Source organism: Ruegeria sp. CDSC054, assembly GCF_059610645.1.
Genome location: NZ_JBXWOA010000009.1, coordinates 127691 through 152771, shown reverse-complemented (window position 1 = coordinate 152771; position 25081 = coordinate 127691). Strand labels below are relative to the sequence as shown.

22 protein-coding genes and 2 tRNA genes are annotated in these 25081 nt (G+C 56.7%); 11 read left to right on the top strand and 13 right to left on the bottom strand.

Features of this window, described 5'->3' with window-relative positions; genetic code table 11:
• Positions 1-78: 78 nt before the first annotated feature.
• Positions 79-1086 carry a helix-turn-helix domain-containing protein gene (locus tag AC2FGC_RS17140; RefSeq protein WP_496722081.1) on the top strand — a complete coding sequence of 336 codons (1008 nt, stop codon included), beginning with the start codon at positions 79-81 and terminating at the stop codon, positions 1084-1086.
• A gap of 193 nt (positions 1087-1279) precedes the next feature.
• On the opposite strand, the gene rpoD is transcribed toward AC2FGC_RS17140, so the two are convergent.
• The 4 genes from rpoD to AC2FGC_RS17120 form a co-directional block, all read right to left on the bottom strand.
• Positions 1280-3268, bottom strand: coding sequence for an RNA polymerase sigma factor RpoD (rpoD, locus tag AC2FGC_RS17135; protein ID WP_058277324.1), 1989 nt, complete (start codon positions 3266-3268; stop codon positions 1280-1282).
• A gap of 114 nt (positions 3269-3382) precedes the next feature.
• The gene (gene dnaG / locus AC2FGC_RS17130) at positions 3383-5332 is read right to left on the bottom strand and encodes a DNA primase (protein WP_496782963.1); all 1950 of its coding nucleotides are present in this window, start codon (positions 5330-5332) and stop codon (positions 3383-3385) included.
• A gap of 80 nt (positions 5333-5412) precedes the next feature.
• Positions 5413-5709: a hypothetical protein gene (locus tag AC2FGC_RS17125; protein ID WP_496722077.1), complete on the bottom strand. Its 297-nt coding sequence runs from the start codon at positions 5707-5709 to the stop codon at positions 5413-5415.
• Between the two features lie 153 nt (positions 5710-5862).
• Positions 5863-7293, bottom strand: a complete 1431-nt coding sequence (locus AC2FGC_RS17120; protein WP_496704433.1) for a Glu/Leu/Phe/Val family dehydrogenase — start codon at positions 7291-7293, stop codon at positions 5863-5865.
• A gap of 325 nt (positions 7294-7618) precedes the next feature.
• Between AC2FGC_RS17120 and AC2FGC_RS17115 the strand changes: the two genes are divergently transcribed.
• From AC2FGC_RS17115 to AC2FGC_RS17105, 3 genes are read left to right on the top strand one after another with little or no spacing between them, the layout of a single operon-like run.
• Entirely contained in the window at positions 7619-9427 is a 1809-nt protein-coding gene (locus tag AC2FGC_RS17115; protein ID WP_496722074.1) for a Tad domain-containing protein, read from the top strand.
• On the top strand, positions 9424-9957 hold the full coding sequence (locus AC2FGC_RS17110) for a TadE/TadG family type IV pilus assembly protein (RefSeq protein ID WP_496722072.1): 534 nt from the start codon (positions 9424-9426) through the stop codon (positions 9955-9957). Before AC2FGC_RS17115 ends, AC2FGC_RS17110 begins: the two co-directional genes overlap by 4 nt.
• A 1-nt stretch (position 9958) precedes the next feature.
• Positions 9959-10597 carry a TadE/TadG family type IV pilus assembly protein gene (locus AC2FGC_RS17105; RefSeq protein WP_496722070.1) on the top strand — a complete coding sequence of 213 codons (639 nt, stop codon included), beginning with the start codon at positions 9959-9961 and terminating at the stop codon, positions 10595-10597.
• Here AC2FGC_RS17105 and AC2FGC_RS17100 read toward each other — a convergent pair.
• A complete protein-coding gene (locus tag AC2FGC_RS17100; protein ID WP_496722068.1) occupies positions 10527-11024 on the bottom strand; it encodes a hypothetical protein in 498 nt (165 codons plus the stop codon). The two genes, AC2FGC_RS17105 and AC2FGC_RS17100, sit on opposite strands and share 71 nt — an antisense overlap.
• Positions 11025-11182: 158 nt before the next feature.
• On the opposite strand from AC2FGC_RS17100, the gene AC2FGC_RS17095 reads away from it, so the two are divergent.
• Positions 11183-12094 (top strand): pirin family protein, encoded by a 912-nt coding sequence (locus AC2FGC_RS17095; RefSeq protein ID WP_496722066.1) that lies wholly within the window; start codon positions 11183-11185, stop codon positions 12092-12094.
• 14 nt (positions 12095-12108) lie between these two features.
• Here the strand turns inward: AC2FGC_RS17095 and AC2FGC_RS17090 are convergent, their stop codons facing one another.
• Positions 12109-12696 carry a TetR/AcrR family transcriptional regulator gene (locus AC2FGC_RS17090; RefSeq protein ID WP_058277332.1) on the bottom strand — a complete coding sequence of 196 codons (588 nt, stop codon included), beginning with the start codon at positions 12694-12696 and terminating at the stop codon, positions 12109-12111.
• Between the two features lie 99 nt (positions 12697-12795).
• Between AC2FGC_RS17090 and AC2FGC_RS17085 the strand changes: the two genes are divergently transcribed.
• From AC2FGC_RS17085 to AC2FGC_RS17060, 6 genes are all read left to right on the top strand, one after another.
• A complete protein-coding gene (locus AC2FGC_RS17085; RefSeq protein ID WP_496722064.1) occupies positions 12796-13044 on the top strand; it encodes a hypothetical protein in 249 nt (82 codons plus the stop codon).
• Between the two features lie 127 nt (positions 13045-13171).
• Positions 13172-14458, top strand: coding sequence for a homoserine dehydrogenase (locus AC2FGC_RS17080; protein ID WP_496722062.1), 1287 nt, complete (start codon positions 13172-13174; stop codon positions 14456-14458).
• 68 nt (positions 14459-14526) lie between these two features.
• A complete protein-coding gene (gene glpX, locus AC2FGC_RS17075; protein WP_496782961.1) occupies positions 14527-15510 on the top strand; it encodes a class II fructose-bisphosphatase in 984 nt (327 codons plus the stop codon).
• 90 nt (positions 15511-15600) lie between these two features.
• Entirely contained in the window at positions 15601-17343 is a 1743-nt protein-coding gene (recJ, locus tag AC2FGC_RS17070; RefSeq protein WP_496782958.1) for a single-stranded-DNA-specific exonuclease RecJ, read from the top strand.
• A 98-nt stretch (positions 17344-17441) separates the two neighbouring features.
• Positions 17442-17516, top strand: a tRNA-Glu gene (locus AC2FGC_RS17065).
• Between the two features lie 24 nt (positions 17517-17540).
• A tRNA-Glu gene (locus tag AC2FGC_RS17060) sits at positions 17541-17615 on the top strand.
• Positions 17616-17625: 10 nt separating this feature from the next.
• On the opposite strand, the gene AC2FGC_RS17055 is transcribed toward AC2FGC_RS17060, so the two are convergent.
• Genes AC2FGC_RS17055 through AC2FGC_RS17025 form a run of 7 tightly spaced genes read right to left on the bottom strand, consistent with a single transcriptional unit; the run spans position 17626 to position 25012 of the window.
• Positions 17626-19467 carry a V-type ATP synthase subunit A gene (locus AC2FGC_RS17055; RefSeq protein ID WP_496722058.1) on the bottom strand — a complete coding sequence of 614 codons (1842 nt, stop codon included), beginning with the start codon at positions 19465-19467 and terminating at the stop codon, positions 17626-17628.
• Positions 19464-20156: a hypothetical protein gene (locus AC2FGC_RS17050; protein ID WP_496722056.1), complete on the bottom strand. Its 693-nt coding sequence runs from the start codon at positions 20154-20156 to the stop codon at positions 19464-19466. The genes AC2FGC_RS17055 and AC2FGC_RS17050 overlap by 4 nt, the downstream gene beginning before the upstream one ends.
• 1 nt (position 20157) lies before the next feature.
• Entirely contained in the window at positions 20158-20835 is a 678-nt protein-coding gene (locus tag AC2FGC_RS17045; protein ID WP_496722054.1) for a hypothetical protein, read from the bottom strand.
• Complete coding sequence (locus tag AC2FGC_RS17040; RefSeq protein ID WP_050602715.1) at positions 20835-21278, bottom strand: ATP synthase subunit C; 444 nt, start codon at positions 21276-21278, stop codon at positions 20835-20837. The genes AC2FGC_RS17045 and AC2FGC_RS17040 overlap by 1 nt, the downstream gene beginning before the upstream one ends.
• Positions 21275-23071, bottom strand: coding sequence for a V-type ATP synthase subunit I (locus AC2FGC_RS17035; protein ID WP_496722052.1), 1797 nt, complete (start codon positions 23069-23071; stop codon positions 21275-21277). Before AC2FGC_RS17035 ends, AC2FGC_RS17040 begins: the two co-directional genes overlap by 4 nt.
• Entirely contained in the window at positions 23068-23673 is a 606-nt protein-coding gene (locus AC2FGC_RS17030) for a V-type ATP synthase subunit D (protein WP_496722050.1), read from the bottom strand. Before AC2FGC_RS17030 ends, AC2FGC_RS17035 begins: the two co-directional genes overlap by 4 nt.
• Positions 23651-25012: a V-type ATP synthase subunit B gene (locus tag AC2FGC_RS17025; protein WP_496722048.1), complete on the bottom strand. Its 1362-nt coding sequence runs from the start codon at positions 25010-25012 to the stop codon at positions 23651-23653. Before AC2FGC_RS17025 ends, AC2FGC_RS17030 begins: the two co-directional genes overlap by 23 nt.
• Between the last annotated feature and the right edge of the window lie 69 nt (positions 25013-25081).

Here is a 25081-nt window from a genome sequence, read left to right as displayed (position 1 = left end):
TGAATAGGTGACAACACTGTCACCAGCGGCCGGAACTTCGGCTGTGATAAGAAACATGCTGCTAACTCGGGTTTGAACATGGACGTCGATATTGCGCGCATTCAAGTGTTGTCCAAAACGTTGGATCAACGGGCAAAAGATCCTTCGATTGGTGACCGCGTTCTGGCCAAATCCGGTTTGAGCCGCAGCGATATTGCGCCACCTGCAACAGCCTATAGCGCGCACAAAGAGGCGTTGTTTGTCCGCTACGCCTGCGACGCGCTGAATGACATCACCTTTTCGGCCAGTGCTGGGCTTGGCTTCAGGTCATCCTCCAGCCTGACGGCGTATATCAGTAAATACTCGCGTGATCTGAAGCAGGTGATCGAAAACTCGTCGCGATTTCACGGGATGATAGACCCGGCGCTATACTTCAGTCTGCGCGTTTCTGGAAATTTTGCTTCAATCGAAGCCGACTGGAAGGATGCCAGTTTTGCCCGATATCACCGTCGTACCGAATTTTTGATTTTCGCGGCCCTCGCCCGCATTCGCTCGTTAACGCAGACAAGTTTCTTTCCTATCGAAATCCGCTTTCAGCACGAGGTCGGCGAAGCCAGAAAAGAGTTTCAGAAACTAGCGGGCTTTCCTGTGTCCTTTGGTGCAGAACGGTTGGAATTAATACTGACGCTGTCTTCATTGGATCTGCCGGTGCCGACATATGACCCCTCTCTGCGCGAGCATCTTCTGTCATATGGCGACAGGGTTCAGGCCGAAAATGACCAGCCTGCGCAAAAACTTAGGGCGCAAGTTGAGGGGCTTATCACCCGGTCGATGCCCGGCGCGATTATTCAAGCGGACGACGCAGCCTCGAACCTTGGGATGAGCCCGCGCACCTTTGCCAGACGGTTGAATGACGAAGGCACAAGCTATCGTGAGATTGTCGAAGACCTGAGATGTGATCTGGCGCAGACTTTTATCACCAACGGGATGCCCTTATCGGAAATCGCCTATTCGCTGGGTTATGCGGATCAACCTGCGTTTTCTACGGCTTTCAAACGCTGGACCGGTCAGGCACCCAGCACGTTCCGCACTCGGTTGGAACCGTAACACGGAAAGGGTGGCCGGGGGTCGTCAGCGGCACAGCCTCGCCCCGGCCTGTCCCATGAGTGGACAAGTCAGAAATAGGGGCCGCAACGTCGCTTGCCTTGTGAGTTCTCGCCAATTTGAGGTTTGAACCGGTCACCGTGATCATCGCGTGAACGGATAAGAAAAAGGCGCCTCGGTTGAGGCGCCTTTTCGATTACTGATCCAGGAACGACCGCAGTTTGCGCGATCGGCTAGGATGTTTGAGTTTGCGCAGCGCTTTCGCCTCGATCTGGCGAATACGCTCGCGGGTCACGCTGAACTGTTGACCAACCTCTTCCAGAGTGTGGTCGGTATTCATACCGATGCCAAAACGCATCCGCAGAACACGTTCCTCACGCGGCGTGAGCGAGGCCAGAACCCGTGTAGTCGTTTCCTTGAGGTTTTCCTGAATGGCGCTGTCCAAAGGCAGCACGGCATTCTTATCCTCGATGAAATCGCCCAGTTGGCTGTCTTCCTCGTCGCCAATCGGCGTTTCAAGGCTGATCGGTTCCTTGGCGATCTTCATCACCTTGCGAACCTTCTCAAGCGGCATCTGCAGCTTTTCGGCCAGTTCTTCCGGCGTCGGCTCACGTCCGATTTCGTGCAGCATCTGACGACCGGTCCGGACCAGCTTGTTGATCGTTTCGATCATGTGAACCGGGATACGGATCGTACGGGCCTGATCCGCGATGGAACGCGTGATCGCCTGACGGATCCACCAGGTCGCGTAGGTCGAGAACTTGTACCCGCGACGGTATTCGAACTTGTCGACTGCCTTCATCAGGCCGATATTGCCTTCCTGAATAAGATCAAGGAATTGCAGGCCACGGTTCGTGTACTTTTTGGCAATCGAGATCACCAGACGCAGGTTGGCTTCGACCATTTCCTTCTTGGCCTGACGCGCCTCTTTTTCACCCTTTTGAACTTGCTGCACGATACGGCGGAATTCAGGGATATCCAGACCGACATACTGACCGACCTGAGCCATATCGTTGCGCAGTTCCTCGACCTTGGCGGTCGAACGTTCGATGAACATCTGCCAACCTCGGCCCGGCTTTTCTGCCATCTCGGTCAGCCAGTTCGGGTCCAGTTCGCGTCCACGATAGGCGTCGATAAACTCACGACGGTTGATGCGCGCCTGATCCGCCAGTTTCACCATCGAGCTGTCCAAAGACATGATGCGACGGTTAATGCCGTACAGCTGGTCAATCAGCGCTTCGATACGGTTGTTATGCAGATGCAGACCGTTCACCAATTCGACGATCTCAGACCGCAGCTGTTGATAGGTCGCCTCTTGTTTTTCCGAGAACGTGTCGTCTTCGTTCAGGGTCGCCGAGATCCGGCTATCCTGCATTTCCGAAAGCATCGAGAAGTCGGTCGAGATCCGTTCCAGCGTGGTAAGAACCTGATCTTTCAGCGCGGCTTCCATCGCTGCCAACGACATGTTGGCCTGCTCGTCGTCGTCATCGTCGTCGTCGTTGTTCAGCGGGTTGCCGTCGGCGTCCAGCTCGGGGCCGGTATCCTTGGCGGGTTTCGCCGCCTGAACCGCAGACGTGTCGACAACCGGCTCTTCAACATCCCCGTCTTCGTCTAATTGGTTGCCAAACGTGGCCTCCAGATCAATGACGTCGCGCAACAGAATGTCTTCGGACAACAATTCGTCGTGCCAGATGGTGATCGCCTGGAAGGTCAGCGGGCTTTCGCACAGACCGGCAATCATGGTGTTGCGACCGGCTTCGATCCGTTTGGCGATGGCAATCTCGCCTTCGCGGCTCAGCAGTTCGACGCTGCCCATCTCGCGCAAATACATGCGGACCGGGTCATCTGTGCGATCCAGCTTTTCAGCACCAGCACCCGCCAGCGCAACCTCTCGGTTGCTTTCTGCAGCAACCAGTTCGGTCGAGCCTTTGTTCTCTTCTTCCTCGGCCTCTTCATCTTCGATGATGTTGATGCCCATCTCGGACAGCATCGACATAACGTCTTCGATCTGTTCCGAGCTGACCTGATCAGGCGGCAGAACCTGATTGAGCTGGTCGTAGGTGATGTAACCTTTCTCGCGGGCCTCGGCGATCATTTTCTTGACGTTGGCCTGGCTCATGTCCAGCGAGATTTCCTGTTCCTGCTCGTCGGATTTGCGGTCTTCGTTTGTATCCTTGGCGGCCATTCAATGCTCCTGCAGGGATGGGTGATTCGTTTGTACCGAATCATTAGCGCGTAGAAGTGATTCGGCCACCCGTTTACCCGTTTTTCTTTTCCAGTGCCTTACGAAAACACCACTTTAGCGACGTTTCCGTTCAAAATTGATGCCAGACATGATCGCCTGAAACGCGTCTTTCTCGTCGCGGTTGATTCGTGCGCCGTTATCGGCGATGTCAAAAACCGCCCTATCCTCGTTCTGACTGCGGCTTGTGCGGTTACGCTCTTCGGCGGCCTGGGCCAGCCGGTATGTCAGCGCTTCATCAGCCAGATCAGACAGTTCCTCTGCAGCTTCGGCAATCTCGGCATCCAATCCCCGGAGCGCTTTGATTTTCGCGAGTTCCTCGGCCAGAGTCATCTCGGCCTTTTCGACGTCGCCTGGTTTGAACACACAAGGGATTACTGCGACATGGCGAAGGGCCAGCAGGTTTTCAAGGATTTCGCCGCCCAAAGTTTCAAAAATGTGGTCTTTCAGATGCTCTGGGTCGTCGATCGCATGCCGAAGGATGGCGGCGCGCAAGGCGGCATGATCGGGATCATGGCACTCCATTTCTTCAAGCTGATGTTCGAATTGAACCACAACGGTGGGATTCAGGATGGCGATTGCCAAAATTGCAGCCTCGCGCATCTGGATATCCGCGGTTTCTGAAGACGCCAGAAAAGATGAGCGCGCACCGGGGGTTGCCGGCTGTTTCGGAGGTTGCCACTTGCCGCGTGGCTGCCATTGGCGATTTTGCGGCTGGCGCTGCGGGCGGAACAATTGCCAGCGCAAGTCTTTGATCTCTTGCCCGTAATGTGACCGGATCGAGGGATCGCGGATCAGTTTGATCTTGTCCCTCAGCGACTTATCCAACGCAGCTTTGCGTTCCGGGCTGTCGAACACCTTGCCCTCTGTCTCACGCTGCCACAGCAGTTTGACCATCGGGATCGCGCCTTCAAGCACTGTTTTCACCGCTGCCGGACCCTCAGCCCGCAGCAGATCATCGGGATCCTTGCCCTCGGGCATCAGAGCAAAGCGTAGGGATTTCCCGGCCTCTAACAGTGGCAACGCCAGATCAACGGCCCGCATCGCGGCACGCAGACCGGCCGTGTCGCCATCCAATGCGATGATCGGCTCATCCGAGACACGCCAAAGGAGTTGCAATTGATGCTCGGTGATTGCCGTGCCTAACGGGGCGACCGACGCCCCGAATCCAGCTTCGGCCAGTGCGATCACATCCATGTACCCTTCGGCCACGATCAGAGGTTGCCCTTTGCCTGCGGCCTGACGCGCAGGGCCGTGGTTATAAAGACTGCGCCCCTTGTCGAACAATTCCGTTTCGGGCGAGTTCAGGTATTTCGCATTGTCATTGGGGTCCATTGCCCGACCGCCAAACGCGACGCACCGCCCGCGCGGATCGCGGATAGGGTACATGATCCGGTTGCGGAACGTATCATAAGGCTTTTTGCCCTTGTTTGAAGGTTTGGCCAGCCCTGCCCCAAGGATCAGGTCCTCGGCCACATTCTTTCCGCGCAGGTGATCCCACAAACCTTGCCAGCCATCAGGCGCAAACCCGATCTCCCACCGGTCCAACGCCTGTGCATCCAATCCTCGACGCGTCAGGTAGTCTCGCGCCGCGCCCCCTGCCCCGGTCTTGAGTTGCAAGCGGAAGAATTGCGCGGCCTGCTCCATGACGTCGGCCAGTTGCGACCGGCGATCTTTTTTTTCCTGTGCCTTTGGATCACGTGCGGGCATCGGCATGCCCGCCTCACGTGCTAGAATCTCCACCGCTTCGATGAACGAGACGTTCTCGGTCTCTTTCACAAAGCTGATCGCATCGCCTTTGGCGTGACAACCAAAGCAGTAATAAAACCCCTTTTGGTCATCTACGTGGAAGGACGCGGTCTTTTCGTGGTGAAACGGGCATGGCGCCCACATGTCCCCCTTGCCTTGATTGGACTTGCGCTGATCCCACATGACTTTGCGCCCGACGACCTGAGACAGGCTTAGGCGGGTGCGCAGTTCATCCAGAAATCCGGGGGGCAGTGACATGGGTCAAACCTGACAGAAACAAGAACGCGCGCCAAGGGTATGACGCGCGTTTGTCCACAGGGAAATGATGGGGCTGTGGATTATTGCTGCAAACACAGCTCAAGCCAGGCGGCGCCCAGATCCTTTTTGCGCACGTCGCGCATCTTTTGTTCGTAGACCCAAGGCGCGATCAACGGGATGGCAGCATTGTAATTTTCGGGCCAAGTCGGGCTGGTTTCGGCAACTGCCTGGGGCACGTTGCGCTCTTTTACACGGTCCAGCCGTGCCTTCTGGATCGCCGCAACAACGTCTGCCTGATATTTGCAGCTTTGCTCTTTGGTCTCTTCCGCAGCTAATGGGGTAGCCAGCAAAGCGGCTGCAATGGCGATACGCAACATAGAAAACTCCGGTAATCGATTCTGTCGCTGCAGCTTACCTGTCGCAGGCACGGCCCGCCATTACCGTTTTCGGCGTATCTGCCGGGGTTGAGGCCGCCAGCCCTTATCGTAGGGGCAGCCTGACAAAGCCAGGCTGCCCCTGATTTCAAACCATCATAGCCCTTTAGCGCGATAGCTTTTGGACACACGGTCGATGGCCACAATATAGGCCGCCGTCCGCAGATCCTCGACATCATCACGGCTGTGCCAGACTTCGCGCATGGATTGATAGGCAATGCGCATCGTGTCATCGAGGCCCGAGCGCACCAGTTCCAACTCGTCCGCACCGCGAAGGTACTTGGCCTTAAAGTCCGGCGACATCGACCAGGCATCGCCTAGGTAACGATCCAGCCGCTCCAGTTCGCTGACGATCAACTCATGCCGCGCCTCTTCTTGACGGCGCTGCATACGGCCAAAGCGAATATGGCTGAGGTTCTTGACCCATTCGAAATAGGAAACCGTCACACCACCCGCGTTTGCGTACATGTCCGGAATGATCACCGTGCCCTTCTTGCGCAGAATCTCATCCGCACCGGCAGTCACCGGGCCATTCGCAGCCTCAATGATCAAAGGCGCTTTGATCCGGTCTGCATTAGACAGGTTGATAACCGCTTCCAGAGCAGCCGGGATGAGGATATCGCATTCTTCTTCAAGAACTGCACCACCCTCGGCCGAGTGCGTCGCATCTGGATAGTCACTGACACCGCCATGCTTGACGATCCACTGGCGTACGGATTCCACGTCGATCCCGTCGGGATTATACAGCGCACCATCCCATTCGATGATGCCGACAATTCTGGATCCGTCCTCCTCGCTCAGGAACTTTGCGGCGTGATAGCCCACATTGCCCAGTCCCTGAACAATGATACGTTTCCCATCCAGCTTGCCGGACAACCCTGCCTTTTGCATGTCTTCCGGGTGGCGGAAGAACTCTCGCAGAGCGTATTGGATGCCACGGCCCGTTGCTTCGACCCGGCCGGCGATGCCGCCCGCATTCAGCGGTTTACCGGTCACACAGGCGCGCGCATTGATGTCCGTCGTGTTCATCCGGGCGTATTGGTCCGCCATCCACGCCATCTCACGCTCACCCGTTCCCATGTCGGGAGCGGGAACGTTTTGCGAGGGGTTGATCAGATCGCGCTTGGCCAGCTCATAGGCAAAGCGGCGGGTGATCTGCTCCAACTCGTGCTCTTCGTATTTACGGGGATCGATGCACAATCCCCCTTTGGATCCGCCAAAGGGTGTTTCGACCAGAGCACATTTGTAAGTCATCAGAGCGGCAAGCGCCTCGACCTCGTCCTGGTTCACAGCAAGGGCGTAACGAATACCGCCCTTTACAGGCTCCATATGCTCGGAATGAACCGAGCGGTAGCCGGTGAAAGTATGAATATCGCCGCGCAGGCGGACGCCGAACCGAACGGTGTAGGTGGCGTTGCAGACACGGATCTTTTCCTCAAGCCCCGGCGGCAGGTCCATAAGGGACGCCGCCCTGTTAAACATCAAATCTACACTTTCGCGAAAGCTTGGTTCATTAATGGCCGTCATGTAATCCTCCGTGCCGACGAACGACGAGCGTTCTGACGTTTTGTCGCACCCATTGGCTAAACGATCAATAATTAAGCAACAATAAAACTCGAAATCGTCATTAAGGCGCTCAGACCGGGCTGAGTCGCGCGTTGGGCTCAACACCTGAGAAATTGTCGCTCGCCCGAAAACAGAGGCGATAAAGTCGTTCAATTATCTACGGTTCCAGCCCAAAGTTGCCATAACTCTGGCGCTTCCGCCCAATTCACGCCACGATTCGCCGTTAGTTTTCATACGTTAACTTTTCCTTAGCAGCGTCGGATATCTGCTCAGCGAGGTCGGCTAGATGAAAATGCGCGTATTTAAGTGCAACGCCAAGAATTATAGGAACGCAGCCGCTGCTGCTCGTCGTTTTTCACGCGACGAGGACGGTGGCGTTTTCACGATCTTTGTGGTTGTTGGGTTTTTGCTCATATTTGCGACGGCAGGTATCGGCGTTGACATTATGAATTTTGAGCGTGACCGAGCGAGCCTTCAAGGAACTCTGGACCGTGCGGTTCTTGCAGCGGCCAACGTCAAACAAAAACTCGCCCCAAAAGATGTAGTCATTTCTTACATTGAGAAATCCGACGTCCGCGGCGATCTTACCGAAGAACCTATCGTTTTTGATGATCCGACCATCGGATCAAGAAAAGTTACCGCAAACGCTAAAGTCGACGTCCCTACACACTTCATGTGGTTTTTTGGGTATCCCACACTGACAGCTTCGGTAACAAGCGTCGCTGAAGAGGCCATTGGGTCGCTCGAAATCGCGTTGGTTCTGGATATTTCCGGCTCTATGGGCGATCCATCCGCAACGGCGGGTAAAACAAAGATACAGGCGCTTCGAGAGGCCGCCGTACAATTCGTGGATACGATCTATCTTGGCGAAGACCCGGACAAGATTTCTATCTCGATCATACCCTACAACAACCAGGTGAACGCTGGCGCGAACCTTCTGGACAACATGCCGGGTGTTACGACGGAACACAGTTATTCCCATTGCGTGGATTTCAAGGACACTTCAATCGAAGACCAATTCAAAGAATCTTGGATTGATCCGAACAAAACACTCAATCGGACGGCCCATTTCGACCCCTTTGGCAAAAGTGACCGATATAATCGAGAAGCCCCCACCTCTTCAGTCTGCACTACCCGAGCCGGCAGTTCCATCACGCCGGTAACCAATATCGTCACTGACCTGCACAAACAGATAAACGCCATGACTGCGGGCGGAAACACGTCGATTGATATCGGAGTCAAATGGGGTGCCGCGCTGCTGGATCCCCAATTCCAGCCGGTCATCAGCAGACTGTCAACGCAGAACGCCGACCCGAATGTCGTAGTTGATCCGGAAACGGGAAAAGACGCGGATGGAAACATTCCCCCCAAAGTCGTTCCACCGACTTTTAGCAACCGCCCACTGGCATATGAATCTAATGTCAAAAAGATCATGATTGTCATGACAGACGGACAGAACACCAGCAATTGGATTTTGGACGAGGACTTGCGCGATGGATTGTCGGATGTTTGGTACAATCCCAGCACAAGTTATGAAAGGGAATATAGGAACTGTCGCGAGTATTACGACTGGGGCGCCGGATTATGGATTAAATACGACTGCACCAGAACGCTTACCCGCTCCGGTGAGTACAGTGTTCAAATCTCGGAAAACCCACCTGAGTATTTATATACCCGACGCGGAACAAGAGGGCACTCGGAACCCTTCAATGAAGAGGGTGAATCCGTCCGACTGACCTACCCGGAACTGTGGAATCGTGTGAACTTGGACTGGAACGCCGAGTATAACTATGCATTCGAATACCAGCGCACTCGAGACTGGTACAATAATGCCTTCACAACGATTGGTAGCGGAACCAAAAACACTAGGGTGAGTGATATTTGCGGTGCGATCAAGGCTAAGAACGTTGATGTCTATGGCATTGCATTCGAGGCACCGGAAGCAGGTGCCACGGTCATCGATAACTGTTCTAGCGGCGACGGCTTCTTTTTCAAAGTCAACGACGGCGGCGGCCTGGGCGACGATAACCTCTCGCTTTCACAAGTTTTTGACTCCATTGCCGTTTCAATCAAACAACTGAGACTGACGCAATGATCCGCAAAGCTCTGGGAAAAGTGATCAGGTTCAAACGAACTGAGGACGGTTCGTTGACCGTCGAGTTCGCCATACTGTTCCCTTTGTACATATTCTTCATTCTAGGCGTCATCGAATACTCGTTGGTCACGATTCAGAAAGCGATGCTGGATCGCTCTATGGATCTGGTCGTGCGCGACATTCGACTTGGGATCAATTTGCCGGATACTGAGCACGATACAATCAAGAATGCCATCTGCGACCATATGGTTGTTATGCACGCATGCTCTGACAACCTGCTATTGGAGATGATTGTTCAGAATCCGCGTGGCGTTTTGGATTTTCCGGTCGAGCCCACCTGCGTTGACAGAGCGGAAGAGGTTCAACCTGTTACCGTGTTCCAAAACGGCGGATCCAACGCACTGATGATCATGCGCGCCTGTGCAAAGGTCGATCCAGTATTTCCCACGACGGCAATGGGGCGAGCTCTGTCAGGCGAAGATGGTCTGGTCACTCTTACGTCGACGACGACCTTTGTTCAGGAGCCTTAAAATGACGCGTATTGCTTCACGTATCCGTCACTCGCTTGGCACTTTTGCGAGCAACGAAAACGGCAACCTGTCCGTGGAGACGGCTATTATTTTACCTCTCCTCGTATGGACTGTTACACTTACATATACGTACTTTGATGGTTTTCGCGAAAACACCGCCAACCTAAAAGCTGCGTACACAGTAAGTGACTTGATTTCACGCGAAGGTGAGGATGCAATTACCGATAACTATGCGGAATCTATGTATTTGGTATACAACCGTATGGTGACCGACAATTCACCGCTAAAAATGCGTTTGTCGGTAATCCAGTACATCGCTGCAGATGTAGATGCGGGTACAGAAGAGCGCTATAGAATTGAGTGGTCGACAACTTGCGGGTTCGAGGGCAATTGGACCAATGACAACCTCGACCCTTTGGTTGAATTGCTTCCGGAAATGGCGGATTTGGACACTATGATCATTGTCGAAACGTCGAAAGACTACGTTCCATTGCTGAACACCACTTGGCTGGACAGAGATCACACATTCAATAACTTTGTTTTCACGCGTCCGCGTTTTGTTCCAATCGTCAAGGGGAACGTTTCTGATCACTTCTGTCAGCAGGATGTAGAGCCAGTGGGTGTAGCACCTGTATCATGAATTTTGTTTCGGCGGCTGTGGTCAGGCCGCCGATGCCAACACGGCGCCCCAATCGCCACCACAGTCCCGGTGCCCAGCTGTTTCCTGCGCTTTCCGTAGTCTTCAACAAAAATCCATTTGACGGCTTGAACGCAAACACCCCCTGATCGATCGACTCGATATCTTCGACACGCGCAATCACCTGCCCTGAACCGGTCCGCAATTCAGTCTCGGTCAGCTCGATCCAGTCACTGGTGGCTTGCCACATGCGATAGGCCAGCCAGAACGCCGCCACACCAACGACAAGTAAAAAGACCAGCCAGGCCGGTTCCGGTGGCGTGGTCAAAGCGACATAGATGACCAGCACACCCACGGTCGACAGCATCCCCACCCCTATCCAACGTCTGGATGATGAAGGTCGGACCGTGGCCAGAATTTCTTGTTGCATTGACGTCCCCTGCTCTGCTCGGTCCGGGTTTATCCGCTTTGTCTGCCGAAAAACAGAGGGAAGCCGACTATGGAATTGCGCACAGCACCCGTGTTTGCACGCAAATTGACGCATATCGCCAACAGCATACATGATCCCCACAAATTCAGGAGGCCATCATGTCCCTTAGACCAACATTGGAAACCCGCAAAGCCATGCCAACCATGGAAGGCGCAGGCGTCAAATTGCACCGGGCCTTTGGATTTCAGGACCCGTCCGAGCTTGACCCGTTCCTGTTGTTCGACGACTTCCGCAATGATCACCCCAAGGATTATCAGGCAGGCTTCCCCTGGCATCCGCATCGCGGCATCGAAACCATCACTTATGTCCTGTCCGGCTCGGTCGAGCATGCGGATTCGCTGGGCAACACCGGCACTTTGGGCGCAGGCGACGTTCAGTGGATGACCGCCGGGTCCGGAATCCTGCATCAGGAAATGCCCAAGGGAAACGGTGCGGGCCAAATGCACGGTTTCCAGCTGTGGGGCAATCTGCCGTCAGATCAAAAGATGACAGCCCCCCGCTATCAGGATGTCCAAAGCAAAGAGATCCCCGAGGTCATTGATGATGACGGCACCACTGTGCGCGTTATTGTTGGTGAGTTCTGGGGCAAAACCGGCCCGGTAGTCGGTATTGCCGCCGACCCGCAGTACTTGGATATTCAGGTTCCGGCCGGTGTGAGAAAGACCTTTCGCATCGACACCTACCGGCGGGCGTTTGCCTATGTGTTCCAAGGACAGGCGGCCTTTGCCGATGCATCACAACCTACCGGCGTGCTTTTGGAAAAAGAGGTCGCGGGCCAAGAGGTCAACATCCGCGATCTGTCCGGTGACCGCACTCTGGTTCGGTTTGGCACCGGTGATGAGGTCACGGTTCAAGCTGGTCCGGAAGGTGTCCGGTTTCTGTTGATCTCGGGTGCGCCGATTGATGAGCCTGTCGCATGGCATGGTCCAATTGTTATGAACACGCGTGCCGAGCTGGAACTGGCGTTCAAAGAACTGCGCAATGGCACATTCATCCGCGCCGCGCACTGATTAAGCAAAGTTGGTCAGGCGGTTACGGCGCGTCTGACCATATCCCAATAAACCTGCTCTACTTCGTCCAGCGACAAGCGTCCGCCTGCACGGTACCAGGTCATCACACCATTCAGCATCGCGATCACGGCCAGGGTCGCGATTTTGGTATCGGCAACCGAAAAGAGCCCAGACTTCTGCCCATCCTGCAAGATGGCTTCAAGCGAATCCTCATAAGCCCGGCGCAGGCCTTCGATTTCCGAGAAGTTTTCGGGCGTGAGGTTGCGCAGCTCCATATAGGCGATAAAGACTTCATCCGGTCGCTCCATATGAAACCGAATGTGAAAGCCGACAAAGCGGCGCAGCGCGGTCTCGGCATCGGCGGGTTTTTCAAGTTCACCATAAGCGGCCAACAGATCCTGCATGTGATCCTGCATCAGGCGAAACAGCAGGCTTTGCTTGTCGGGCGTGTAGTTGTACAGCGCCCCCGCCTGCACACCCACGTCTTTTGCGATCTGGCGCATGGACACGGCTGCATAGCCATGTCGGGCAAACAGCCCCAGCGCTGCTTTTCGAATGCGCGGGCCGGTGATATCCGAGTGTGAGCCTTGGGTACGTGCCATACTGCCATCGTATATGAACAAGCGTTCATATAGAACCCCGCTTGAACGACCGCCGCAAAAGGTGCATCACGGGGTCAGTCTCCATTGAAAGGGTTCGGTATGAAGCCCCTGCCACTTTTGGTTCTGCTTCTGACTTGCGCAGCCTGCACGGACTTCCCGGAATTGGAAGGACGCGAACAGCCGAATGTGCGCTCGGCCGCGTATCCGAAGCTGGTCCCACTTCAGAACATTCTTGGCCCGCCCATAGATCCCGTGAACGAAGCGGCCGAGGTTGAAGAAGACCTGACCGCGCGCCGCGAAGCGCTGGCCAAAAGGGCCGAAGCGCTGCAGAACGCGCAAACCAACTGACCTTTCGCGTTTCAACCGACTGTTACCGCTGTCCCGGATTGCGCCTCGACGCCGAACCCGTTAAGGCACCTTTGAACGGGCAAACAGCCCGAAACCAAGGACATTCGAGCGGAAAGGAACCCACGGGATGACACAGGCGCTGCGGCTGGGAATTGCCGGCTTGGGAACAGTTGGCGTGGGTGTCGTGCGGATCGTGCGCCGCCATGCCGAACTGCTGCAGGCGCGTACAGGTCGCGCGATCGAAATCACCGCTGTTTCTGCGCGCGACGCAAACAAAGACCGTGGCGTAAACCTGTCGGAGTATGCATGGGAGACTGATCCCGTCTCATTGGCGCAGCGCGACGATGTCGATATTTTTGTCGAACTTATGGGCGGCGAAAACGGCCCCGCCAAAGCATCTGTCGAGGCCGCGTTGGCCGCTGGCAAGGATGTGGTGACCGCAAACAAGGCTTTGTTGGCCATTCACGGTCAGGAGCTGGCTGAACAAGCGGAGGCCGCAGGCCGTGTGATCCGTTTTGAGGCCGCCGTAGCAGGCGGTATCCCCGTGATCAAATCCCTGACCGAGGGGCTGGCCGGGAACGAGATCACCCGCGTCATGGGCGTGATGAACGGCACCTGCAACTATATCCTGACGCGGATGCAATCGCAGGAACTAGGGTATAACGCGCTGTTCGAAGAATGCGCGGAACTGGGCTACCTCGAGGCTGACCCGAACTTGGACGTGGGCGGCATCGACGCGGCGCATAAGCTGGCGCTGTTGTCCTCGATCGCATTTGGCACCAAACCGAATTTCGACGGCATTCAGATCGAAGGCATCCAGCATATCAGTCTGGATGACATTCATCAGGCAGCCGACATGGGCTATCGTATCAAGTTGCTGGGTGTCACTCAGCGCTCGGCACGCGGTCTGGAACAGCGGATGCAGCCGTGCCTTGTCCCCAGCGGCTCGCCCTTGGGTCAGCTGGAAGGCGGCACCAACATGGTGGTGATCGAAGGCGACGCGGTCGATCAGGTCGTCCTGCGCGGCCCTGGTGCGGGCGAAGGTCCAACGGCAAGCGCCGTTATGGGCGACGTCTGCGATCTGGCGCGGGGATTGCAGATCCCAACTTTTGGCCGTCCCGCCACGACACTGGAAGAGGCAAAACCTGCCATAACCGGCCTGCCCGCCCCCTACTATCTGCGCCTTGCACTGTTCGACAAACCGGGTGCTCTGGCGAAAGTGGCGGCTATTCTGGGTGATGCAGGCGTCTCAATTGATCGAATGCGCCAGTACGGGCACACCGAAGCCACCGCGCCGGTTCTGATTGTTACGCACAAGACCACACGTGCCACGCTGGATGTCGCTTTGGAAGGCCTCCGGACGACCGATGTCGTGTCGGGTGAGCCCGTTGCACTGCGGATTGAAGAGGTTTGACCCTTGCGGCCTGCACAAAACGCAGGCTATGCCCGATGAAACGCCTTTATTGACCTGAGGATACGAAAATGAGCGCTGCCAAAATCGATTTCAACGACCGCCTGTTGTCTCTGGGACTTGCACGGGTCGCAGAGCAGGCCGCACTGGCCTCGGCCTCGCTGGTCGGACGTGGTGACGAAAAGGCTGCGGATCAGGCGGCTGTGAACGCGATGCGCGAACAGCTGAACCTGCTGGACATCGCCGGTGTTGTTGTCATCGGCGAAGGCGAACGCGACGAAGCGCCGATGCTGTATATCGGCGAAGAAGTGGGCACCGGAAACGGTCCCGGCGTGGACATCGCGCTGGACCCGCTTGAGGGCACCACGTTGACCGCCAAGGACATGCCGAACGCGCTGACCGTGATCGCGATGGGCCCGCGCGGGTCGATGCTGCATGCTCCTGACGTTTACATGGATAAGCTGGCCGTTGGCCCGGGCTTTTCCGAAGGCGTCGTGAACCTGGACATGAGCCCGCGCGAGCGTGTTGAAGCGCTGGCCAACGCCAAAGGCTGCAAGCCCGCCGACATCACCGTCTGCATTCTGGAGCGTCCCCGCCACGAAGCGATGATCGCCGAAGTGCGCGAAACCGGTGCCTCGATCCGCCTGATCACCGATGGTGACGTGGCTGGTGTCATGCACTGTGCCGAAAGCGAAGAGACCGGCATCGACATGTATATGGGCCAGGGTGGCGCCCCCGAGGGCGTTCTGGCCGCTGCCGCGCTGAAATGCATGGGTGGTCAGATCTTTGGCCGCCTGCTGTTCCGCAACGACGACGAGCGTGGCCGCGCCGCCAAGGCGGGTATCACCGATCTGGACCGCGTTTACTCTCGCGATGAGATGGTGACCGCAGACGTGATCTTTGCCGCAACTGGCGTGACCGGTGGCTCTTTGTTGCCGCGGATCAAACGCCAGCCGGGCTGGGTTGAAACCACCACCCTGCTGATGCGTTCCAAAACCGGTTCGGTGCGCCGCATGTCCTACCGCACGCCAACCTGGCCGCACGACAACGCGTGATGGCTTGCACCTTTGCCTTTGGCAGAGGTTTCGATAGATACAATGAGGCCGGATCCGAGAGGGTCCGGCCTTAGCATATGAGAGGCAGGCATGAGCTTTTTAGGGGTTGAGCAGTCGCTGACCGGGCGGCGTTGGATCGGACCGGAGGCCGAGGTCGAACGGGCCACGGAAATGCTGGTGCAACAGTCCGGGCTGCCACGTGCGGTATGTCAAGTTCTGGCGCGGCGGGGAGTGCCACCCATGGAAGCCGAAAGCTTTCTTGAACCAAAGCTGAAGGAATTGCTACCCGACCCCCGGTCCATGAAGGATATGGAGACCGCCGCAACGCGGTTTTTGGAAGCTGTCCGAAACAAGCAGCGGATCGCGGTTTTTGCCGATTACGACGTCGATGGGGGCAGTTCGGCGGCTTTGTTGCTTGTCTGGATGCGTCAGATGGGGCTGCAAGCCACGCTGTACGTGCCAGACCGAATTGATGAGGGTTATGGGCCGAACGTGCCTGCAATGCAGGAACTGGCGGCTGCGCATGACCTAATCATCTGCGTGGATTGCGGAACGCTTAGCCATGAACCTATCGCGGCGGCAAAAGGCGCGGATGTCATTGTGTTGGACCACCACCTTGGTGGTGAAACGCTGCCGGATTGCGTGGCGGTAGTGAACCCGAACCGGCAGGATGAAAGCGGCGACCTGGGTTATTTCTGCGCCGCTGCGGTGGTGTTTCTGATGCTGGTTGAGGCCGGACGGCAACTGCGTGAGGCTCAGGTTAAGGGTCCCGATCTGATCGGGTTGCTGGATCTTGTGGCATTGGCAACCGTTGCGGACGTGGCCCCGCTGATCGACGCGAACCGGGCGCTGGTCCGGCAAGGCTTGAAGGTCATGGCGCAGAGGCAACGACCGGGATTAGTGGCGCTGTCGGATGTGGCGCGTATGGATTCAGCGCCTACCAGCTATCACCTGGGTTTTCTTCTGGGTCCGCGCGTCAATGCGGGCGGGCGGATCGGTCAAGCGGATCTGGGCGCGCGTCTGCTCAGCACGGACTCGATGACCGAAGCCGAAGCGCTTTCTCAAAGATTGGATGAGTTGAACACCGAGCGTCGTGATATCGAAAACGCAGTCCGTGCAGCGGCGCTGGAACAGGCCGAGGAACGTGGGCTGGATGCCCCCTTAGTCTGGGCGGCGGGCGAAGGATGGCATCCCGGCGTTGTCGGCATCGTGGCATCCCGCCTCAAGGAAAGCGCCAACAGACCCGCCATTGTCATCGGCTTTGACGGCGATGAAGGCAAGGGTTCGGGGCGGTCGGTTTCTGGCGTTGATCTGGGGGCATCAATCCAACGGTTGGCGGCTGAGGGGCTTTTGGTCAAAGGCGGCGGGCACAAAATGGCCGCAGGGCTGACCGTTATGCGGGATCAGTTGGAACCGGCCATGGAACGGCTCAGCGCGTTGTTGGCCAAACAAGGCGCGGGCAAGGGCGGTCCTGCAGACATGAAGCTAGACGGAGCGCTTATGCCGGGCGCAGCTTCGGTCGATCTGATCGAACAGATAGAAAAAGCCGGTCCTTTCGGGGCCAGCGCCCCTGCCCCGCGCTATGCGTTGCCGGACTTGCAGGTGCGATTTGCCAAGCGCGTGGGGGAATCGCATCTGAAACTGTCGCTGTCCGACGGGGTTGGTGGCGGCCTTGATGCCATTGCCTTTGGAGCCTTTGACGGACCAATGGGTGAAAAGCTGTCCAACCATGGCGGCGCGCGCTTTCATTTCGCCGGACGGCTTGAGGTGAACACATGGGGTGGACGGCAAAGCGTTCAGCTGAGACTGGAGGATGCGGCAGAGGCAAACTGAGCCCATTTCCGGCCCTGCCAAAAAAGTTTCGCATCCCTGCATTTTTCGGCTTGCGGGGGTCAGAGGTAAACCGTAAAAGGCCCTCCACAAGCCAGCGTGGCCCGTTCGTCTATCGGTTAGGACGCCAGGTTTTCAACCTGGAAAGAGGGGTTCGATTCCCCTACGGGCTACCACTTGTGCTAATGCCACTACCAGATGGCCCGTTCGTCTATCGGTTAGGACGCCAGGTTTTCAACCTGGAAAGAGGGGTTCGATTCCCCTACGGGCTACCATATCCCTGACCTACACTCCAAATTTTCCACGACTCAGGTCCTGTATCTGTCCCCACAGCGACTTGAATTCCGGCGTGTTTTCCGCGGCGTAGTGGAAGTTCTTCATAAGACCTGTGAGCTGGGTGAACACCTGACGCACTTCACCCTTATCTTCGAATTCCGCAGTTGATTGCGTAACATCATAGACCAGCTTGAATGTCATCTTCTGACGCTCTAGCGGGACGGTTGCGTCGACTTTGTCAAAGGCATCCTGCTGTAGGTACACCATGTCCACGAACAGCGCTTTTTGCTGCGTGACGAAGTCCTCGATGGTGACACCTTCTTCGCCGGTCACCTGCATCATCTGGTCGACCTGTTCGCCTTTTTCAATTAGGGCCAGCAGATCGCGCACCTTGCCTGTCCAACCGGGCTCAGCGTTATTGTCGTACCAATCCGAGAGCTGATCGGTATATCGCGACCAGCTAAGCATTGGGTCAACCGCAGGATAGAACCGTTTGTAAGCCCGTTCCGAGGACAGCCCCAGAAAGCACTTCACGGTAGACAACGTGGACTGCGTCACTGGCTCGTCAAAATTGCCACCCGCGGGGGAAACTGTGCCAATCAGCGTAAGGCTGCCCAGATCGCCGTCATTTGTTTTCAATGCGCCCGCGCGCTCGTAAAGGCCCTTGATCGAGCTTTCCAGATACGCTGGAAAGCCCTCCTCACCCGGAATTTCCTCGAGCTTGCCCGAAGTTTCGCGCATCGCTTGCGCCCAGCGGCTGGTGCTGTCGGCAATCAGCAGCACATCATAGCCCATCTGCCGGTAATACTCGCCCAGTGTAATTCCGGTGAAGATTGATGCCTCGCGGGCCGCAACGGGCATGGAAGAGGTGTTGCAAATGATGATCGTCCGATCCATCAGACTGCCGCCCGACATCGGATCGGTCATCTTGGGGAATTCGTGTATCGTTTCAACAACCTCGCCCGCGCGTTCACCACAGGCAACGACGATCACGATATCCACTTTGGAGTTCCGCGCGATCAGGTTTTGCAGCACGGTTTTGCCCGCCCCAAACGGACCGGGAATGCAGGCCGTGCCGCCGCGGGCAATGGGAAAGAACGTGTCGATTAGGCGTTGCGAGGTCAGCACCGGCTCGGTTGGGTACAGGCGTTCTGACAGGGAGCGCTTCAAGATGCTTTCGGGCAAAGGTCGCCGAACTGGCCACTTCTGACACAGCGTCAATGTGTGCTCACCCCCCTGCTCGTCTTCAAGTCGGGCAACAATCTCATGGATCGACGCGGCCCCTTTCTGAACCCAAACGACCTTGTATTCGCCAACCCAATTGAAGGGCAGCATAATTTTATGGGTGAACCGGCCTTCCGGAACTGTCCCAATGCTGTCGCCTGCCGTGACTGTATCTCCGACCTTAACCGAAGGCGTGAAGGACCATTTCGCCTGATCGTCCAGCGGCGCCACATCAGCACCGCGCGGCAGGAAGGTCCCAAACTCGGCCGCAACCTTCGGCAAAGGCGATTGTAGGCCGTCAAAGACCTGACCCAACAGCCCCGGCCCCAGTTCTACGGACAGCAACTGACCCGATTGTTCCACCGGATCGCCAACGGCCACGCCGTCTGTGCTTTCATACACCTGTACATCAGCTGTGTCCCCGCGCACGCGCAGCACCTCGGCTTTGAGCCGTTCCTGTCGCCCGCCCGGTCCAGCACGGGTCGGCAGGATGAACACCACCTCGTTCTTGACCAGTTGCCCGGGAACTCCGGCTGCATCTTGGTTGGCCTGAATCTGCACCAGCCCTTCCTGGACCGAGACGACACGGGCGGTTGCGGTTTGAACTGGAGGTGTTTGGGCAGTCATGCGCTTACTCTCTCAAAATCGAATTCTTCGACATTGGCCATGGCCTGCTGGGCCAGTTTCTCAAACCTGGTGGCTGCGTCCTGAGCGTTGCTTTGCGCCCATCGATCAAAAATGTTCCAGATCAGGACGTATATTGCCACGGCCTCAAAATCGAACAGGTGGCGGGCGGCGTATCGTTTCAGTTGCTTGTGGTTGACCGACAGCAACAGCCGTTCCAGACCCAAAGGGTCCTCGGCTTCTAGCAGCTGACGCGCTTCCCTGATCCACGGCATCGGCACCGAAAGGCGGAAATCCGGGTCCCCCCAGTTGGCTGGAATATGGCGGCTCCAACGTCCAATGCCGTACGCTCCCGAGGGCGGATTGCCTCCACGCGCGCGCAAGCGCAGTGCAGCAACAACAGTGCGCAAGTCCATCCGCTCAAGGAACAGTCTACGCAAGGTTGGTTGCGGAATTTTGCCCAACGCCTGATTGCATCGCTGTACTGCCTGCGCATCCGTGACATCCATGTCATATGCACTCCAGTTCAGCGCCTGCTCCAACGCTTTCAGAACACGCGCATCCTCAGATGCAAGCGCGGTCAGGCGACGATCCAACCGCAGCCGTGACAGCGGTGGCTGCTTGGCCACAAACAGCCGTTCAGATCCCGGCAGGCTGCTGATCAGCGCGATATAGGCGTCAGGGTCTGACATCTCAGCGGATCACACCTTCCAGCACGGCACGGAACCGCGGCTGAAGATGCTCCATCAGCAGTGAGGCGACCGCCTTGTCCGTCAGGTCCAGCACAACGCCCTGATCTTCGGCCCGAACGCGGATACCATCTTGGTTGTCGTCCGATGCATGCAGCTCTACCTGTTCGCGCAACATTTCAGCTGTCAGCCCAAGAACATATTTGGTCAGCTTGCCAGACTGGATGTCATCCGCGTTCTGCTTGATGTCTTCCTGCGTCGCGACTTTGGCAGGCAGAATGACCTGGACCTTGCCATCCAGATTGACGCCATCAGCCTCTTGACCGACGACCTCCAAAATCATCTGTTTCAGCAATTTCGGGTCAGCCATTTCCTTGGTCACCAGACGTTCGACATCTTCACGAAACCGGTCGGTCAATCCACCTTTCATGGTCAGAACTGCATCACGCATGGCGGTATTCAACGCCTCTTCTCCCGCCGCGCGGTATTTGTCGGAATCGCTGCGCGCCTTTTTCTGATAGTCGTCCGCTTCGCGTTTCGCGTCAGCCAAGATTTTGGCGGCTTCGGCCTTGGCCTCTGACCGCAGTTTTTCAGCGTCAGCCTGACCAGCCGCCACGCCATCATTTCGCAGCTTATCGATCAGGGCATCCACACCGTGTGAAATCATGCCATCCTGCGCCATCAGCTGATCCCCGCGCTGATCACCAGAGCAAAGACAAAGGCAAAGACGCCGAACCCTTCGATGATCGCCGCCGGAGCCAGTGCCAGGCCAAAGATCTCGGGCTTTTCCTTGGTGGCGTTGATCGCCGCAGCACAGGCCCGACCCTGCCAGATCCCGCAATACATCAATGCGATGCCTGACAGGATACCTATCCCGAACAAGCCGCCCGCGTTTTCGGGTGTCACATCTCGGTTCAAGGTAAACATGATGACGATGCCGTAAATCACCATGGTCGACGGAAAGGCTGATACGCCAACAAAGCGACCATAGCCGCCTTCAGTTTCTGTCATGGCGCCAATACTGGCCATGCCGGCGATGGAGCACCCGATCGCGCTGGAGGCCGCGCCCAACGCCATAGGCGCGTAAATGCCCAGCCAACCCAATGTCAAAACAAGCTCATTCATTCCTGAACCTCCTTGCGGGCGAACGGGCGAAAGACAACGCCTTCGTCCGGCAGACCCCATTTAAAGAATTCGATGTAATTGAGACGTAATCCGTGGACGACGCCGCTCATCATGGCGAGGGCGAAGTTGAGAATATGGCCGATGATTAGGATCAGCAGGGCAAGCAGAACGCCGAGCCCCTTGAGGGACTGCATCACCGACCCCGCCAGATCGTTGAACGTGATCGCCAATGAGGCTGAGGCCAGACCTAACGCAAACAGCCGCATGTAGCTAAGCACATCGCCAAATGCACCCATCGCCCCGGCAAGGCTTTGCAGCCCTTCGATCAGCCGCCATAACCAGTCGGTTGGTTTCTTGATGACCCGCTCGCTTGAGAACCAGACGATGGCCAGAACCCCGATCCCCATCAAGGCCGCACCCGGCACCGGAGAATTGCCCTTCATGTAGCTAAGCCACAAAATGAATCCTCCAATCAGCGCCGCGATCCAGCCCAGATTGGCAATGGCGTTTCGGTGCCCCCAAGCCGCGCGGGCGGCAAGCGCATTGGCCAGCACCAGATGCAATACGCCAACGACAATCGAAACCATCATCATCGCGCCGAAATTGTTCAGGTCGAGCAGTTTGAGCTTGGACCAGAACGACCCCTCAGTTGGCGATACGCCGAAATAGCTGCCGACCAATATGCCGTACAGGATCGTCGCCCCCGAGATGATCACGCCAAAGCGTCGCCAGGAACGCTCATGTGGTGTGCGATCAAGGCGTTTCCAAAACAACAAGAGCCCCGCCAAGATAATTGCCCCGTACCCGGCATCGGCCACGATCATCGCAAAGAAGATCGCGAACGAAACGGCGACGATGACGCTAGGGTCCCAATCCTTGTAACCCGGCACTTGATAAAACAGTGCCAAGTCTACAGCAGCACTGCGCTTTTCTGGTTGTTCTAACAAGGTGGGCGGGCTGTCTTCGGGGCCGGGTTCTTCGATCAGCACAGCGGCATCCTTGGCGTTTGCCATGTCCAGAACCGCATCTATACGATCCTCGGGCACCCAGCCCTGAAGGGCAAACATCGCCTCTTCGTCGCGCACCTTTTGGGTAGCATGGGCCAGCTCAGCCGCACTTTCGGCAACCGACAGGTTCCGGCGCATCAGTGTCAGGTATCGGGTCTGCGCGACGCGCTCAGCCTCAAGCGCTTCGATGGCGATCTCAGCCTCTTCCAGTTGCGCCTCAAGCTCGTGAATGGGCAGCGATCCTGTGTGCGTGCGCGGGACTGGAAGGATATCGTCATCCGGCTCATCCGGGTCGATCAGCACGGCATAGATGAACCTATGGTCCTGCTCGAGTATAGCCCAGGGCATATCCAGGGCTTCCAACGCATCGCGATGCTTGAGCGGCAGTTGATAGAACCACAATCGGTTCCCTGCTAATACATCGTCGGGTGGAAAATCCAGGTCACCCCAAGGGCGAACCTGCGCGATCCGGTTGGCCAGAAAATCCCTTTGGTCCGTCATGTCACGGGTCCGTTGCATCAGGTCCAGCACATCCTTGACGAACTGCTCCATGTCAAAACCGGGGTCGCGCTGGATTTGTCGGCGCGGTTCGGACACGTCATGCAGGAACCGCAGCGCCTTATAGGCGTCCCGCGCACCACGCTCGCTGATCTTTTCCGGTTCAGAGGGCGGCGGGACCAGCGGCAGGACGTGCATGCATCCCAATTCCTGCAGCGCCTCAAGCGTTTCGGTCTTTTGATTTGATCGCCCGACCAGTGACAGTTTCTTGAGGCGCGCGACACTCATGACACCGCCTCCTGCGCATGTTTGCGCTTTGAGATTTTCGACCGGACCACGGCCTGCATCTGTTCATCACTCAGATAAATGCGGATTTTCTTTATGTTCGCTTTGGCGCGCGGGATCAGAACCTTTTCGAACAGATTGACACGCTGGGTGATGGTGGCCACAGCCCTATCGAATATCTTCACCCGCTCTTCGGCCACTTTGACCCGTAGACGCGCCTCGATCATATCGTGCAGCAACCGGGCCGCCGCATCGACCCAATGAGGTTTGGCCAGATAGGAATACAGACGCACCGCGACCTCGATCCGGTCTAGCGCAGGCATCTTTACGCCCACGACGTTGACCTCTTTGACTTTGTAGTCTTTCAGCGCGACCAACCCGTCCAGATCAACGCCTTGCTGCGCCAGCATCGGCAGTTTTTCTCCAACCTTTTGCGCCAGTTCCTGCACCTCATCCTGAAGGCGCTGCACATCTTCGCGCGCCTTCGCGCGCTCGGCCATCAATTGCTGACGCTTAAGGTCCAGCGATGGCAAGAACCGCTCATAGCTTTTCAGCTGCGTCTGCTCGCGCGCGAGCGACGATTTATTCAGCTGCAACCGCGCCATCGGCATCCTTTGGGAAATACTTTTCGATCAGGGCCTGTTTCATCAGTAGCTGCTCAGGTGCGAAACACTCGGCCAGAGTTTTCCACCCCAAATCCAGCGCATCTTCCAGCGAGATTGAAACGTTGATGTCCATGAACCGGGTTTTGAACAGGTCACCAAACTTCAACAACTGATGGTCGTAATCCGAAAGGTCGAACGCCATTGCCTGTTTCTGCGCGGCGTCGCGGCTTTCTGAATAGAACCGGATCATGGTGTTCATGATCTGCCCGTGATCCTCGCGCGTCGTCTTGCCGATCACGTTCTGCTTGAGCCGCGAGAGGCTGCCGAACGGGTCAATCACACCCGAGTGCAAATAGATCTGCCCCTCGGTGATATAGCCCGTGTTATCCGGCACAGGATGGGTCACGTCATTACCGGGCATCGTCGTCACGGTCAGCACAGTGACCGATCCGCCCTTGGCATAATCACAGGCCTTTTCGTACCGACGGGCTAATTGGGAATAGAGGTCACCCATATAGCCACGCTGCGACGGCACGCGTTCCTGGCTGATCCCGACCTCTTTCATCGCATCAGCATAGGCGGTCATATCGGTCAGCAGGACCAGAACGCGCTTACCTTCCTCCACCGCGAATTTTTCGGCCACGGCCAGCACCATATCGGGTACCAGCAGCCGTTCGACCAGCGGATCCATCGCCTGATTGACGAACATCACCGTTCGGGAAAACACGCCTGCATCCTCGAAGGACGTCCTGAAGGTAAAGTAGTCGTCAAAGATCAACCCCAGCCCGCCAAACACCACGATATCCGCGTCCGCCTGAATGCCGATACGACTGAGGAACGCGTTGAACGGCTCACCTGAAACCGAAAAGATCGGGATTTTCTGACTTTCGACCAGCGTGTTGAACACGTCGATCATGGGCACATCGGTTCGGATCATCTTGTTGGGAACGGCGCGTTCCGCCGGGTTCACGGTTGGCCCGCCAATATCCACGCGCGGCTCAGACGACAGGTCAGGTCCACCATCAATAGATACACCCGCGCCGTCAAAAACGCGGCCCAGTATGTTCTGTGAATATGGCGTCTGCATCGGGTGGCCCAGGAACGTCGCCGTCGCCTCGGTCGAGATGCCCTTGGTGCCGGAAAACACCTGCAGGGTGACAACATCCCGGTCAATGAAAATGGCCTGCGCCAGCGTCTTGTGGCCGTCCACGGTTTCGATTACGGCCAGATCATTGAAACGCACCGCTGCGTCGGTCGATCCGTCCAGAGGCACCCTGACTTTGATCGTGTCTCCGACAATCTCAAGAACACGCGTGTACTTCAAAAGACTTCCGGACATTGCTCATCCTCGGTCGTTAAAGGTGTTTTTTGAAATCAACGCCCCGTAATAACTTGGCGTTTTTTGCAA